15 protein-coding genes and 2 other annotated features are annotated in these 15,055 nt (G+C 37.7%); of the genes, 2 read left to right on the plus strand and 13 right to left on the minus strand.

From position 1 onward, the window contains the following. Window positions 1–2: 2 nt before the first annotated feature. The 8 genes from trpC to ACFSUL_RS06940 all read right to left on the minus strand — a co-directional run bounded on the left by trpC (window position 3) and on the right by ACFSUL_RS06940 (window position 8,232). On the minus strand, window positions 3–785 hold the full coding sequence (trpC, locus tag ACFSUL_RS06905; RefSeq protein ID WP_377933915.1) for an indole-3-glycerol phosphate synthase TrpC: 783 nt from the start codon (window positions 783–785) through the stop codon (window positions 3–5). Further along, the gene (gene trpD, locus ACFSUL_RS06910; protein ID WP_377933917.1) at window positions 786–1,811 is read right to left on the minus strand and encodes an anthranilate phosphoribosyltransferase; all 1,026 of its coding nucleotides are present in this window, start codon (window positions 1,809–1,811) and stop codon (window positions 786–788) included. A 101-nt stretch (window positions 1,812–1,912) separates the two neighbouring features. Next, entirely contained in the window at window positions 1,913–2,527 is a 615-nt protein-coding gene (locus tag ACFSUL_RS06915; protein WP_377933919.1) for an anthranilate synthase component II, read from the minus strand. Further along, entirely contained in the window at window positions 2,524–3,927 is a 1,404-nt protein-coding gene (gene trpE, locus ACFSUL_RS06920) for an anthranilate synthase component I (protein WP_377933921.1), read from the minus strand. The genes ACFSUL_RS06915 and trpE overlap by 4 nt, the downstream gene beginning before the upstream one ends. Before the next feature lie 68 nt (window positions 3,928–3,995). Next, window positions 3,996–4,284: a binding site (T-box leader), on the minus strand. A 43-nt stretch (window positions 4,285–4,327) separates the two neighbouring features. Further along, window positions 4,328–4,577 (minus strand) — a binding site (T-box leader). 472 nt (window positions 4,578–5,049) lie between these two features. Continuing rightward, the gene (locus ACFSUL_RS06925; RefSeq protein ID WP_377933923.1) at window positions 5,050–5,898 is read right to left on the minus strand and encodes a GNAT family N-acetyltransferase; all 849 of its coding nucleotides are present in this window, start codon (window positions 5,896–5,898) and stop codon (window positions 5,050–5,052) included. Between the two features lie 97 nt (window positions 5,899–5,995). After that, entirely contained in the window at window positions 5,996–7,435 is a 1,440-nt protein-coding gene (gene panF / locus ACFSUL_RS06930; RefSeq protein WP_377933925.1) for a sodium/pantothenate symporter, read from the minus strand. Beyond that, window positions 7,432–7,707 carry a YhdT family protein gene (locus tag ACFSUL_RS06935; RefSeq protein WP_377933927.1) on the minus strand — a complete coding sequence of 92 codons (276 nt, stop codon included), beginning with the start codon at window positions 7,705–7,707 and terminating at the stop codon, window positions 7,432–7,434. Before ACFSUL_RS06935 ends, panF begins: the two co-directional genes overlap by 4 nt. 396 nt (window positions 7,708–8,103) lie before the next feature. Then, on the minus strand, window positions 8,104–8,232 hold the full coding sequence (locus ACFSUL_RS06940; protein ID WP_377933929.1) for a hypothetical protein: 129 nt from the start codon (window positions 8,230–8,232) through the stop codon (window positions 8,104–8,106). A 644-nt stretch (window positions 8,233–8,876) separates the two neighbouring features. On the opposite strand from ACFSUL_RS06940, the gene ACFSUL_RS06945 reads away from it, so the two are divergent. After that, window positions 8,877–9,638, plus strand: a complete 762-nt coding sequence (locus ACFSUL_RS06945) for a class I SAM-dependent methyltransferase (protein ID WP_377933931.1) — start codon at window positions 8,877–8,879, stop codon at window positions 9,636–9,638. Here ACFSUL_RS06945 and ACFSUL_RS06950 read toward each other — a convergent pair. After that, the gene (locus ACFSUL_RS06950) at window positions 9,635–10,381 is read right to left on the minus strand and encodes a YwaF family protein (protein WP_377933933.1); all 747 of its coding nucleotides are present in this window, start codon (window positions 10,379–10,381) and stop codon (window positions 9,635–9,637) included. The two genes, ACFSUL_RS06945 and ACFSUL_RS06950, sit on opposite strands and share 4 nt — an antisense overlap. Window positions 10,382–10,557: 176 nt before the next feature. On the opposite strand from ACFSUL_RS06950, the gene ACFSUL_RS06955 reads away from it, so the two are divergent. Continuing rightward, window positions 10,558–12,108 carry a hypothetical protein gene (locus ACFSUL_RS06955; RefSeq protein ID WP_377933935.1) on the plus strand — a complete coding sequence of 517 codons (1,551 nt, stop codon included), beginning with the start codon at window positions 10,558–10,560 and terminating at the stop codon, window positions 12,106–12,108. A gap of 110 nt (window positions 12,109–12,218) precedes the next feature. Here ACFSUL_RS06955 and thiE read toward each other — a convergent pair whose 3' ends face one another. The 4 genes from thiE to thiW are packed head-to-tail and all read right to left on the minus strand — an operon-like array spanning window position 12,219 to window position 14,961. Then, complete coding sequence (gene thiE, locus ACFSUL_RS06960; protein ID WP_377933937.1) at window positions 12,219–12,851, minus strand: thiamine phosphate synthase; 633 nt, start codon at window positions 12,849–12,851, stop codon at window positions 12,219–12,221. Next, window positions 12,838–13,647: a hydroxyethylthiazole kinase gene (gene thiM / locus ACFSUL_RS06965; RefSeq protein WP_377933939.1), complete on the minus strand. Its 810-nt coding sequence runs from the start codon at window positions 13,645–13,647 to the stop codon at window positions 12,838–12,840. The genes thiE and thiM overlap by 14 nt, the downstream gene beginning before the upstream one ends. Then, complete coding sequence (gene thiD / locus ACFSUL_RS06970) at window positions 13,644–14,471, minus strand: bifunctional hydroxymethylpyrimidine kinase/phosphomethylpyrimidine kinase (protein ID WP_377933941.1); 828 nt, start codon at window positions 14,469–14,471, stop codon at window positions 13,644–13,646. Before thiD ends, thiM begins: the two co-directional genes overlap by 4 nt. Continuing rightward, entirely contained in the window at window positions 14,440–14,961 is a 522-nt protein-coding gene (gene thiW, locus ACFSUL_RS06975) for an energy coupling factor transporter S component ThiW (RefSeq protein ID WP_377933943.1), read from the minus strand. The genes thiD and thiW overlap by 32 nt, the downstream gene beginning before the upstream one ends. Window positions 14,962–15,055: the final 94 nt, after the last annotated feature.

Genomic DNA, 15,055 nt, shown 5'->3' on the forward strand with positions numbered 1-15,055 from the left:
TCTTACTCTCCTTTCTTCACATGAAAGGATTGAAAAGTTTTTGAAAGATTTTCACTTCTCATTAGTGTTTCACCAACTAGTATCGCTCCCGCACCAGTAGCTGCTGCCCGCTCTGCATTCTCCCTTGATTGAAAGCCACTTTCGCTAATAATAACAACATCATGTTCTCGTGCAAGTGCCGCAAGTTTTTCGGTTGTACCAAGATCTACTTCAAATGTTTTTAGATTTCGGTTATTTATGCCAATAATCTTTGCACCAATAGAGAGTGCTAGTTCCATTTCTTCTTCATCATGAATCTCTAACAGTACTTCAAGACCCAGTTCTACTGCCTTTTTATATAATTCTCTCAATCTACCTTCATCGAGCGCTGCCGCTATAAGCAACACTACGTTCGCCCCTGCATCTTTCGCCCGTTCGATTTGTATTTCATCGATAATAAAATCTTTACAAAGAATTGGAAGTGATACCGCTTCTCTTACAGATGCTAGATCTTCCATTGTTCCTTTGAAAAACGGGGTATCTGTTAATACAGAAATAGCACATGCACCATGCTTTTCATATAACTTTGCTTGTTCTGCTGGAATTACCTCTGTTTTAATATCACCTTTTGATGGCGAAGCTCGTTTGATTTCGGCAATAACCCGTAGATGTTCAGATGATTTTACCGTTTCAAACAAACCTTTTTCTGGTGTAAAAGCTCTATTTAAAGAAGAGAACCCACTTTCTTGTAGTTGTATTATTTCCTTCTTTTTCTCATCAATAATTTTATCTAGTATTGTTGGCATTTAAATCACCTGCTTTTGTTTATTTTTACTGTATAAGACTAATTGCTCGAGTCTTTTATAAGCTTCACCTGATTCAATCGTCTCTCTTGCAAGTTTGACACCTTCTGCTATTGTCGTCACTTTTCCATTTGCAAATAAGGCAATCCCTGTATTAAAGAGCACTGTATCTAAATGTGGACCGTTCTTTCCTTTCAATACTTCCAATAGAATTTTTGCATTTTCCTCTGCATCGCCACCGCGTATTTCACTGTTTTCATAATGCGGTAATCCAACTTCTTCTCCTGTTAATGTAAAAGCTGTTATATTCCCTTTATCAAGCAGTACAAGGTGATTTTCACCTGCTAAGGATGCTTCATCCATGTAACCTGCACCGTTTAAGACAATCGCTCGTTTTGTTCCTAGTTCATGAAGAACATTTGCCATCTTCTCGAGCATATCTCTGCGGTAAACACCGACCAATTGTGTTTCTAGTTTTACTGGATTTGTTAGAGGCCCAATAAGATTAAAAATAGTTGGTATCTTCAAATCCCTTCTTACCTTCATCACTTTTTTCATACCAGCATGAATATGTGGAGCAAATAAAAATGCAATTCCGTTATCTTCTATTAACTCTTCTACCTCTTGTTGACCAAAATCCAACCCTACACCTAATTTTTCTAATACATCGGCACTTCCAGTTTTACTCGACACACTTCTATTTCCATGTTTCGCCATTTTCACTCCAGCTCCAGCAAGTACAAATGCTGAAGTAGTACTTATATTAAAGCTTTGCGAACCGTCTCCACCTGTTCCGCAATTATCCATTACGTTCGTTAAACGGGAAGACATCGGTAATGCTTTTTCTCTTAACACTTCTACTAAGGAAGCCATTTCCTCTACTGATTCGCCTTTTATTTTTAACGCTGTAAGGAATGACGCAATCTCACTGTCTGATGTTTCTGGTACAAACATTTCTGTTACTGCTCTTCTCATCTCTTCTCGACTCAATGAATTACCGTTAGATAGCATTTGTAAATAAGCTTTCATGGTTATTCTCCTCTCTCAACTTAAGCTTAGTGAAATTTCCTTTCGGTAGGTGGTTTTCCTCATGGATAGATTCGTTCAACCTACCAGCAGTTACCTCTTATTTACTTCCTCAGTTTCTCTAATTTTTGAGGTGAAGAAGTATTTCCCGTTAAATGTGGGAGAAAATTTTTCAAAAGTTTTTTTCCTGACACTGTTCCAATTGATTCCGGGTGAAATTGCAATCCATAAAGGGGAGCTTCCTGATGTTTAATTGCCATAATCTCTCCGTCATCCATTGCAATCGCTGCCTTTGTCAATATCGGTGGCAATGTACCTTTTTCAATTACAAGGGAATGGTACCTCATCACTTCCAATGGCTGTGGTAGATATTGAAATAACCCTCCGCCATTATGTTGGATATTCGACGTTTTTCCGTGTCGGATTTCCTTTGCCTTTGAAATCGTTGCCCCAAATGCTGCTCCAATTGCCTGATGCCCTAAGCAAATTCCGAGAATAGGGATTTGTTCATAGAATTTTTGAATTACATCTATACAAATTCCTGCATCTTTTGGAGTACCAGGCCCCGGTGATAGAACAATTCCATTTGGATCTAATGCAGCGATCTCTTCTATCGTTATTTCATCATTTCTTTTTACAATGACAGATTCACCAAGTTCCTCTAAATATTGATAAAGGTTATAAGTAAAAGAATCATAATTGTCTATAAGCAGAATCATTTTCTCACCTCCAACAATGCTTTCGCTTTATTTAATGTTTCTTCATATTCCTGTTCTGGAACTGAATCGTGAACAATGCCAGCCCCCGCTTGAACATATGCTTTCTCATCTTTTAAAATCATCGTTCGAATTGCTAGAGCAAAATCCAAATTCCCATTAATTCCGATGTACCCGACTGCTCCAGAGTAAGCTCCTCGCTTTACTTGTTCTAATTCATTAATAATTTGCATCGCTCTAATTTTCGGTGCCCCACTTACCGTTCCTGCTGGTAGGCAACTTATTAGCGCATCTAATGCTGTTTTCCCTTGTTTCAATTGCCCTTTCACTTCTGAAACGATATGCATAACATGTTTATATTTTTCAATCAACATGTATTTCGAGAGGTAGATAGAACCAATTTCACTCACTCTCCCTAAATCATTTCTGCCTAAATCGACGAGCATCCGATGTTCCGCTATTTCCTTTTCATCAGAAAGCAATTCTTTTTCAAGTGCCGCATCCTCTTCTGCTGTCACACCTCGTTTTCTCGTCCCAGCGATTGGATTGGTTGTTACGGTCCTCCCCTCTACTTTCACAAGGCTTTCTGGTGAAGTACCGAGGACAATATAGTCTTCAAAATCTATATAAAACATATAGGGAGATGGGTTACTTTTTCTAAGTTCTCGATAAAAAGAAAATGGTTTTCCTTTAAAATCTGCTATCAACCGTTGCGAGAGAACAACTTGGAAGATATCCCCTTCTTCAATATACCTTTTCGCTTTTTCCACCTTGCTCATAAACGCTTGTTTCGTTGTTTGTGATTGAAATTGTAATTTCTCCACTTGTTCCTCTTCTAGATGAACAAGATTTTTTTGAATAGCTGCTTCCATTTCATCTAACACATGCCCTAGATTCTGGCTATTGTTTTGTGCTTTCGTCCATGGATCAACCGCAATTAATGTCACCTTCTGTTCAAGGTGATCAAATACAATCACTTTTTCATAAAACAATAGATCGATATCCGGCATTGCTAATTGGTCTTCGTTTTCTACACCAATTTCTTCATATTGGCAGATGACATCGTACCCGATAAAACCAATTGCTCCTCCGGTAAATGGAAGGTTTGGAACGAAATCGTTTTCCTTTGGAAAGAGCTCCTCTAACACTTCTAAAGGTTTTCCTCTCCTTTCCGTTTTTTCTCCGTCCTGTAAATCTTCAAGGACAATTCTATCTCCATATGCTCTACATTCTAGAAAAGGATCGGAACCTATAAAAGAATATCTACCGGACTGTTCATGTTTCAAGGAACTTTCTAAAAGAAACTTTTTCGTACCTGTTAAGCTTTGAAAAAGGGATATTGGCGTATATATATCACCATTTAGCTCTTTCGTTTCATACCTTATGGCTGTTACAGTCTTCATGCTTCTGTTCCTCCTGCAAAAAAATTTTAAAAACAAAAAAGTCCTCTGCAAACACAAATACTTTGTCTGCAGAGGACGATGCTTATCGCGGTGCCACCTCTTATTGAAATATAGTTTTCCTATACTTCCTCTCTTTTAAGTACTGATAATTAAGTGAAGATTCCAATAATTACGAATGGAAACTATCCCTTACTCCGATACTCTATCCTTTTAACGGCGGAACCCGGACTGCTCTACTTTCCCTTTCAAACAGTCTCTCGTAAGTCCATTCGATATATTCTATCTTGCTAGGTCTCACCACCCCTAACTCTCTGTAAAGAATCAAATATATGTACTCCTCTTACTCAACGATTTAACTTATTCACTTTTTAGGTAACAAAAAAGGGTTTCCTGTCCTTAGAATAAGGACGGGAAACCCGTGGTGCCACCTCGATTGACTACTAATGCAGTCCGCTTTTCTGTATCGGAGCATCTTCGCTCTAATACATGTCTCTTGTAACGATGAGACTTTTCGCTGAAGCCTACTCTCTAAACTGATTTCGGTTCAGAAGCTCAGAAGTCCATTCCCTAAAACATCCACACTAGTTTCCACCAACCACTAGCTCTCTTAAGTGTTTGTAAAAGGTACTCCTCTTCGTCAATGCTAATATCGTTCGTTTATTTGTTATTTATCTTAAAACATATGAATACGTTTGTCAAACATAAATTTTTATAATCTTTGAAATAGTATATGAGTAAGGATCTTTTTTGTTGCATCCAGCTCCAGCGGCTAGCTCGCTATGAAAAAGATAAATTCCCCCTAAAAGCAAAAAGCCTCAAAAAGTGGAAGCGGCTTGGTCAGACCCGACAAGCATAAGACGAGCATTCCAGAAAGGTGCTTTTACCTTTCTGGAATGCTTGGCTTATGACCTCGAGGGTTTAGCCGCTGGAACTAGACAAGCCTTTTGGGCGAATTTCCTATTTTCTTCGCGAGCTGATCGAGCCGCTTCCGCTTTTGTTGCATCCAGCTCCAGCGGCTAGCTCGCTGTGAAAAAGATAAATTCCCCCTAAAGGCAAAAAACGCCTTTTGGGCGAATTTCCTATTTTCTTCGCGAGCTGATCGAGCCGCTTCCGCTTTTGTTCTTAGACGTTTATCATGATGGAATCAATGATTGGTTTGTACCCGATATCCATATAAATTTTATTTGAAGTTGGGTTATCTAGGTCGGTATACAGTGTACAAAAGTCGAAGTCCTGTAAGAGAAGTCTACTTAACTCTGCAACTACAGATGATGCATATCCCTTTTTCCTGTGCTCTTTTGGTGTATAAACAAGATTGACGGTAATCCCCTTGTCCGTTCTTCTTGCACTTCTTGCCATAGAGACGGGTTCTCCATCTACTTCCCAAAGATAAATGGAATTCTCATTAAGCATTTCATTCGCCCGCTTTTTGGCATCTTCTAAGGGAATTGATCGCTCAGGAGTATCCTCAATAAAACCAAGTAGCCAATTTGCTATTAAATCCTGGTGCTTATCTTCCGCTTGCACAAATTTACCGTTGCTTATTGGTATGTCCTTTACTTCAGCAAGCCGATAAATCCTTTGTCTCATATGAACAACGAGACTGCTGTTGTCCCCACTCGTCCAAATTCCAGCAAATCTTTTAGCTGCATTCTTTTCTCCAATAAATCCTGGAATCTCAATAGAACGCTGCTCTGTAATTTCCTTCAACTGCCTGCTAGTTTCAACAAAATCCTCAAATCCATCTCTAAAAGAAACAATTAAATGATGAGGCGGAGTCATAAGAAGAACTCCTTCTAATTCGGAACCGTTCTCAACAAGAATAAACAATGGATTTTCATATTTGTTTGATTCCGCTATTTGATTCAATAAACCAAGTGCTAGGTTATTCTCTGCTTCCTTTTGCATTAAAAACGAATAAGCCTTGTTGTAAAATGCTTTGAACTCCTCATAAACTGTTAATTTTGTCATTTTCATCACCTAAATGATTTATTCTCTACTTAGGAAAGCTATCCCTTCTCTATTCGAAAAAATTCTTTAATAAGCACCAGTTTCAGTTTTTAGCCACTCACATTTCTAAAGTTCTATCTTTAGAAGCCGTTACAAGAGACCCAATGATATAAACAATGAGCGCTAGTAATATCGGAAACACAACTGTATGCACCCCTAGAAAATCTGGTTTAAAAGAGTAGAAAAGAATATAAGAAATCATACCAGTAAGCATCGAAGCTAATGCTCCTTGTCCAGTCCCTTTACTCCAATACAATCCAAGAACAATTGGCCAAATGAATACTGCTTCCAATCCACCGAATGAAAATAAGTTTAGCCAAATAATTAAGTCGGGTGGGCTTAATGCAAACAAAAATACGGCAATTCCAGTAATTGCGGTTACGGTAAAACTAATTGATTTAATTTGCCGCTCTTCTGCATTTTTATTAATAAAATTCATATAAATATCTTTTATGATGGCAGAAGCAACTAAAATTAATAATGAATCAACGGTTGACATAATTGCGGCCATAGGTGCAGCGAGTACAATTCCTGCAAGCCATGGCGGTAGCACTTCTAATGCAAGTGTCGGCATCACTTTATCGGCAATTTCCACTCCTGGAACAACTACTCTTGCCAAAACACCTATTAAGTGCATACCAAGCATGATTGCTCCGACAACAATTGTGCCAATGATTAACGCACGGTGCATCGAACGCGCATTTTTATAGCTCATTGCCCTTACTGCAACTTGCGGAAGCCCAACTACACCAACACCAACCAATATCCAAAACGACGAAACATAAGTAGCGGTTAAGTCTTGATTTGCTCCATACGGAGATAATAAATTAGGGTTCTCCGCTTTTAAATCTGTCATGATTGATTCCATTCCGCCCCCAGCATAAATCGTAGCAATAAGCAGAATTATTGTCCCTCCAAGCATAATTACCCCTTGGATAGAATCAGTAATCGCAACAGCCCGGAACCCCCCTATAATGACATACACAAGAACGGAAACAGCAAAAATAAATAATGCAGTTGTGTAACTCATTCCCGTCAATGACTCTATTAATCTTGCACCACCGACCCATTGCGCGATCATCGCTGAAAATAAGAAAACAATAATACTAATAGCAGCCAGCATTGTTACATAATTATTTTTATATCTTCCTTGTAGGAAGTCTATTAGTGTAACCGCATTATATCGTCTTGACATAATCGCAAATTTCTTCCCGAGAACAAGAAGAACGAAATAGCCAGTTGCTACTTGCGACATAGAAAGAAGTACCCATGATAGCCCATATGTATAAGCTGCACCTGGTCCTCCAATAAAACTACTCGCACTTCCGTATGTAGCGATCATGGTCATCGCAAGAATAAATCCACCAAGCTGTCTACTTCCCAGGAAATACTCCTGTACAAATGAGGAAGACTTCTGGATATGCCGAGCAGAGTAAAATCCTATAATAAAAATAAGAACTAGAAAAACAAGTAATGGCGTAATAACAGCCCAGTTCATTTAACATCACCTTCTTCCTCATCAAACGGGATTTCTTTTAACATCGTTTTCACCACGATGATGACAAGAAGTACCATTAATAAGAACCCGACAACACAACTGTAAAAAAACCATGCAGGTAAACCCCATATGTACTTATACTCGCTAACAGACTTACCTCCAAGCCCATAAGCAAAGCCATACCACCATAAAAAGTTCACCACTGCCAAACTAACCCCTATCCATGCTTCTCGATGGGCTATCCGAAAGCGGTAATCTTTTTTCTCTTTCATCAAGCTTTCCCCCTCCACAAATCACTTTTCTTTTACACCTTACGACAGGTGATGAGGAATTGCAATAAAGTGAAACGTCAATCATTGGGGTTTTTTCTATTCCCACTGATTATTAACCCCGTTCTACTGTCACGAAGCTTCACTTCACAGTGGATACTTACTTAAACTTAACCGACAGTACGAACCCAATTAGTTCAACTAAACCTCGCTATCACATCGGTAAATTTCACTGTATCTCACCAATCGGTCATTTACGGACAGTTAACCTTTATGACCAGTACTATTTCAATTCATTTAAGGTTTTGATGATGAAGAGGTTACTGTCCGTTAATGCGGGATAAAATGACAGCCACTCAAAAATGCCCGAACATCCAAAAATGTCCGGGTTTCATACATTCACGTACGAGGTTTTGTTTTTTCTACTTTCTTATTTTTATCTTGCGTTAGTTCAGAAGAAAACTCGCTATCTGTTAAGGATTTAACACTTTGCTTGCCTGCTTTTGTTTTTCTATTTCTTTTTGTCATGGTAATCTCTCCTTTCATATCTTATTTTTTGAAAGAAGTAGTGCAGTTATTCTCTTCATGTAGGAATATTTTTTCGTGTGGTTACAGTGGGTGTCATCTTTTTCATAGGAAAAGATATTAGTGAGGAAACTACTTTCATACATATTTTTCATTGTAAGATGGACAAATACTTTATGTACTGTATGCAAAAATAACAATTAGCAAAAAGATAAATAACAATAAAAAACCATAACTACGAATCCAATTAATCATTTAAGCATCCCTTTCCGTAAAGAAATATAGTGAAAAAGACGACACTGGCTGGGTATCGTCTTTTCCTAAGGGCAAAAGGGTTTTTCATGAATCATTCTCCAAGATAGAGGGGGAATCTCTATTTATTGTTAATGAGAATGATTTTCAATATCATTTTAATCGTTTCAAAATAATCTGTCAACATATTCTACAACAATACTAGTAAATTTTTTATACTCTGTGCTAAAATTAAAAATATTCGATATACTTTGTTCGGTTTAGTTACCATTTTTTTCAAAATAATTCATTCTTTTGAAGTATATTGATGAACAGCAATTACCATTATCTGCTAGCAAAAAAAGGAGCAGGTCAATCAAATACAACAAGGTTTTCAGGAAAATGGAGGAAATACTATGGAAACGTTTGTGCAAAACCTTTTAAAAGAATCTGAGAAGTCTTTCTCGGGTTGGGATTTTAACTACATTTCAGAGACTGGAAGAATGGACAATGAGCCATTATCTTGGAGTTATACAAGTATTATTCTATCTTATCTTTCTACATCAAATGCTTTACTTGATATGGGTACTGGCGGCGGAGAATATTTATCGCTATTGTCTCCCCTTCCCTCTAAAACAATAGCAACAGAAGGATACAAACCGAATGTGCCGATAGCAAAACAGCGACTTGAGCCACTTGGTATAGATGTATTTGAAGTAACAGATGATGAAAACCTTCCATTTGCAGACGAAAGTTTCGACCTCATTATTAACCGACACGAGTCTTATTCACCTAATGAGGTATACAGGATTTTAAAGAATAATGGCGTATTTATCACACAGCAGGTGGGCGGAAAAGATTTAATTGACTTGAACTTTGCTTTAGGTGCGTCAGAAGATACTGAATTTGCTCATTGGAATCTATCCTATGCGAAAAAGCAGTTAGAGGATGCCCATTTTACAGTACGAAAAAGTCATGAGGAATTTCCATATAGCCGTTTCTATGATATTGGGGCACTTGTGTACTATTTAAAAGCAATTCCTTGGCAAATTGAGGATTTTTCAGTAAAAAGGTATGAAAATTCACTCCTAAAGCTTCATGAGAAAATAAAACGAAATGGATACATTCAATTTGACTCCCATCGTTTCTTCCTCTCCTGTATTAAAAAGCAAGGCTAACTATCTGTGTCTAGCCTTGCTTTTTTCCTTCTTCTATTAGTAGTAATATCGGCATATCTAAAAAAGAAGTAAGTCAGAGTGAAAATCGCGATAGCAGCTAATTCTAAATTTAGATAGTATTGAAGGCCTTCTCCGAACAAAGAAAGTGCCGTATTCGCCTCCGGTGGACCTGAAAGAAAAAAGTAATTCGAACCTAGCCATTGATTGATAAAAAAAATGGGAACAGCCATCACGTTTAACGTGATGATCCCATAAAGAACAGACCTTAGTTGCAGAGTGTAACGGCGGCTGTAAAATAAATACACGACCATTAACGGAATGGCCATATGGTGAAGAAAAAATTTAAAGTATCGATAATGAGGAAATTCAAAAAGTAAGTCAGGTGTTACTAAAGCTAAAATTGGTGGAAAAAATCCTATATACAAATAAAAATAAAATATCCATTCACTTCGTTTCCAAAATAAGAAGATTCCTAAGAAAGTACTAAAAGAACATAAGTGCAGTGGAATATAAGACCTTGCATCCCATACTCCGTAAGAAATGGACCAAACTTGATAGGAAACCTCAGAAACGAGAAGGACGACTACTAACATATGTCCCGTTATTTTCTCGAATCTCCCTTCTCTTCTTAACCGTTCTTTATTTAGGAACAAGATAAAGAAAAGAACAAAAAATACGGCCAGTGCTCCAAAATGAGAAGAAGAGAATAATGTAAAGGTCATCATATTTTCAGGTGTAAACATACGACTCCTCCTTTACAAATAATGTTAAGCTTCGAATAGGAGACTCCTCCTATTTATATTCCATAGAAACTCCACTTTTCCTAGTCCATTCTATATCTAAAAAATATTGATGTAAAAATACGGAAATTATGTTAAAATTCAAAATTAGATAAATAATTTAAATTCGGAGGATCCTTATGAGACAGAAATTAAAAGCTTTTGTCCTCCCAATTTTCATCATGATCATTGGGATTTCAGCACTATTTATACATCAATTATTCGAAGTGAAAAAGACACCACAAGAAAACTGGAGCCGCTCTCTACCGCTTGATTACGCTTCAGATGAAAAACCGCTTTTTTTCCTTCAAGATAAAAATTTATTCATTTCTAATAAAAATAAAATAGAACATTTTAGTGTTCAGGATGGATTAACAATAGAAAAGGTTAAAGATATTCCTACAAAGGTAACAAGAGGCTATCCATTTTGGACGGACGGTTCACAAACTATTATGATCAAAGATAGCAACTTAGTAAGTACAAAGAATAATAAAGATACGGTACTTGATAATAACGTCACTGGAATAGCTATTCATCACTCTCATATTATTTATTGGAAAAACGAAAAAGCTTATACACTTAATCTTGAAAACCAAACATCTAAGGAGATTCACCAATTCGAAAGTGAGATTCATAATGTATACATAGCAGACGATGGCAGTGCAATTTTTGCGGTTATGAAAGATGATGTGCATGCATCCTTATACTATTTAGATGAAACAGGGAGTGTTCTAAAGGACCCATTTTTTACTATTAGTCAATCACCAAATGACCGTGTAGAGGGACTAGTTTTCTCTAAACAAAATGACACTCTTCATCTTTTATACAACCACCAATCAAGAACGCAGGGAACAATAGCTTATAAGATTAACAAATTGTCTGTCTCCCTTAATGACGATAAGGATAGTAATATAAAACCACAAGAGGTAAGCTTTTTAAATGAAGAATCTAATGCAAAATTAGAAGCTCCTAGATCAGCTAAAATTGTGGAAATTGACGGCAAAAAGAATATTTTGTTTACTGCAGAGAGTCACAGAATTGACGCCAAAAATGCAATAAGCCTATACCTTGCACCATACACTAAAGGCACAGACATTACCGCAAAACCTATAAGTACAACAAAAAACTTTGGCTTTGCTCCAATACGAGTTGCCGGTGATAGCCTAGTCTGGTTTGACTATGATGGTGATAGCTATGAATTATTCGGTGCTTCCCAAGATAAAAATGTCGTTGCTGCTAGTAAGGAATGGACAGATCGGTCAGTGAAAGAAGGCATTAACAATGCCGTTTTAATGCTGTTTAGTAGTCTGATAACTGTATTAACTTCCTTTTATTGGGTGCTACCTTCCTTATTTTTATTAATACTTTTATATATATTCAAACCAAATGCATTTGAGAAAGACGATATTAATTGGGTTGAGTACGCATCAATCATTATCTTTTTAGTAATGCCAATAACGTTTATCAGTCGTGCACAAAGTGAATACTTTCACTCCGTTGCTCCTAATTATTTTTCATTCACCGGAAGTAGCTGGGTTTGGTTGCTAATAATCTCCGTTATCTCAGGACTTATTTGGAAATATGGACGCAATCCTGAATGGGGTACATTTGCTGGAGCTTTCTACTTTATGGGGGCGTATATTCTAATTTTCATTACCTCTATAGGACCTTATTTATTTAATCTCTATTAATCTAACAAAGGGCAGCCGGATGTGGCTGCCCTTTTCCATTGTTTTACTATAAAATTACTTTCTATTTAGATTGTCTAATGTCCGACTCAATGCATTCGATACTTTTGTTCTTACATTGAATTCTCTCTAAATATCCGTAAAAGACTTTTACTCTGTTGATAAGGATTTTTCGATTTTGAAATTGCCGATATTACCGCAATACCGTCAAAGTAGTATTTTTTTATTTCACTAATATTATCTTCCTTAATCCCGCCAATTGCTACTTTCGGGATCTTGATTTCATTCGCAATCCTCATTAGTTCAAGCTCCAAGGCAATTTCACTATCTGCTTTCGTTTTGGTCGGAAACATCGCACCTACTCCAATATAATCAGCACCATCTTTTTCCGCTCTTTTAGCCTCTGCAAATGTTTTAGCTGATACTCCAATAATCATTGTAGAGGGTACGATTCTTTTTACTGTATCTAATGGAATATCTTCTTGCCCTATATGTATCCCGTCTGCCTCCACACTAAGAGCGATATCGACTCGATCATTGATAATCAATGGAATATTATACGGGCTTAATAATTCCTTAAGTGCCTTTGCTTTTTTATAAAAACCCAACCCATTTAGTTGTTTTTCACGTAATTGAACAACCCCAACTCCACCTTTTACTGCTTCTTCTGTAACATGGAGCAGTTGTGGAAGTGATAGCGAAGAATCTGTTACAAAATATAACGAAAGTTGATTAATAAGATTCATAGATTTTCGCCCTTTCTTTCCAAGTTTCAGGGGTTAATAAGGAGATAGCATCCATTAAATGAACCTTAAACGTACCAAGTCCCTTTTTTTCACCTGTACCTTCTGCGATTTCACCAGCAATCCCCATCATCGATGTCCCGACAATGGCAGCGAGAAGTAAGTCATTACCAGCCCCTGCCATACAACCGATGAGTGATGCTGACATACAACCTGTTCCCGTAACAGATTGCAACAATGAAGAGCCATTTTCAACATGAAAAACACTAGTACCATCTGAAATAACATCTTGTTTTCCGGATATGACGACAATCGATTTCCACTGTTTTGCTGCCTGTTTTGCTAGCTCACTAGGGAAGATGGAAACCGTCCCTGCATCAACTCCTTTTGTTTTTGCTTTTACATCTAAAAGGGAAGCAATCTCCGAAATATTACCTCTTACAATGGAAATGTTTATGAGCTGAAGGAGGCTTTTTGCCTTTTCTGTTCGAAAAGCAGTAGCCCCTACACCTACCGGATCAAGGATAACAGGTATCCCTTTGTCGTTCGCTGCCCTCCCAGCTTTAATCATTGCAGAGAAAATATTCTCGTTTAACGTACCGATATTTAACACAAGTGCATCGGCAAGCAATGTCATATTCCCCGATTCCTCCGGAGCACTTGCCATTACAGGCGAAGCGCCCGCTGCTAGCGTTACATTCGCACAATCATTTATCGTTACGGTATTCGTAATATGGTGTATTAACGATTTCTTTTCGCGGGTAGTTTTTAATAAATCCATCGCACGCTCTTTCATCATTTGGCTTCTTTCTCCCTTCGCTCCATAGTGACTCCTGCATCCTTATATAATGAATGAAAATGATGTGTCGGGCCATGGCCTTTTCCAATTTCAAGGCTTTCTTTAATTGCACCTGTTATATACTGTTTTGCAAGTTTGATAGAGTCTAGCAACTCTTCTTCTCTCGCTAAATTAGCGGCAATTGCTGACGACAACGTACAACCAGTACCGTGTGTGTTTTTCGTTATTATTCTCTCGCCTTTTAACCATGTAAATTCCCTTCCATTGTAGAACACATCATCTGGATTTCCGTTGAAATGGCCACCTTTCAGAAGAACGGACTCGCTGCCTCTAGCCTGTAATTGTTCACATAGCAATTCCATATCTTCGTGGCTTTCCACTATATTTCCTGTAAGTGTTTCAGCTTCAGGAATATTCGGAGTTAAAACAGTTGCAAGTGGCAGCAGCCTTTCTGTCAAAAGAGAAATTGCCCTTTCTTCAAGTAGGGAGTGACCTCCTTTTGAAATCATAACTGGATCCATTACAATATTTTTTGGACGATAATATTCTAGTCGGTTTGCAACAACTTTGATGATATCTGGATTGGAGAGCATTCCTATTTTCACAGCATGTATTGGCATATCTTCAAAGAGTACATCGATTTGAGCTCCGACGATTCCTGGGTCTATTGACTGGACGGATCTCACCTCTTGTGTATTTTGAGCAGTAACAGCCGTTATAACAGACATTCCATAAACTCCGAGAGCTGAAAATGTTTTCAAATCCGCTTGAATTCCTGCACCACCTCCTGAATCAGAACCTGCGATCGTTAGAGCTGTTCTCATATAAAACCCCTCCTAAATAATTTGTTTTTATAAATGCTTTCAATAAAAACCAACCTAAAATCGAACCTACGATAGAACTAACAAGAAAGCTCGGAATAAAACCGAATAGAGCGGCATCTTGACCAAGAAACAAACGGACTACCGGGTAGCACGCCATCGCTCCAATAATGCCTGTTCCCATTACTTCCCCTATCACAGCACCGACAAGCTTTTTGGTTTTCATATACAAAACACCGGCAAGGAATGCACCTATGATGCTTCCAGGAAATGCAAGTAGAGAACCCGTTCCAAGCAGATTTCGAATCGTCGAAGTTAATAATGCTTGCACAACTGCATAATAAGGACCAAGCAGAGCGACAGATAATACATTCAAAAAATGCTGTATTGGGAAAACCTTTGCGAAACCGGTCGGAATATACACAAGGTGGCTTGTAATCACCCCAACACTTACTAAAAGGGCAGTCGTTGTCATCTTTTTAGTTTTATTCAATAAAAAAATCCCCCTTAAGCTTCTACACTAAGGGGGAAAACATTCAATCCACTATCAGGTTTGCGAATATATAAAAAGGTGCAAACCTGATAGA

Origin of the sequence: Bacillus seohaeanensis (assembly GCF_042684945.1) — a bacterium.
In the GTDB taxonomy this organism is placed as follows: domain Bacteria; phylum Bacillota; class Bacilli; order Bacillales; family Bacillaceae_B; genus Rossellomorea; species Rossellomorea seohaeanensis.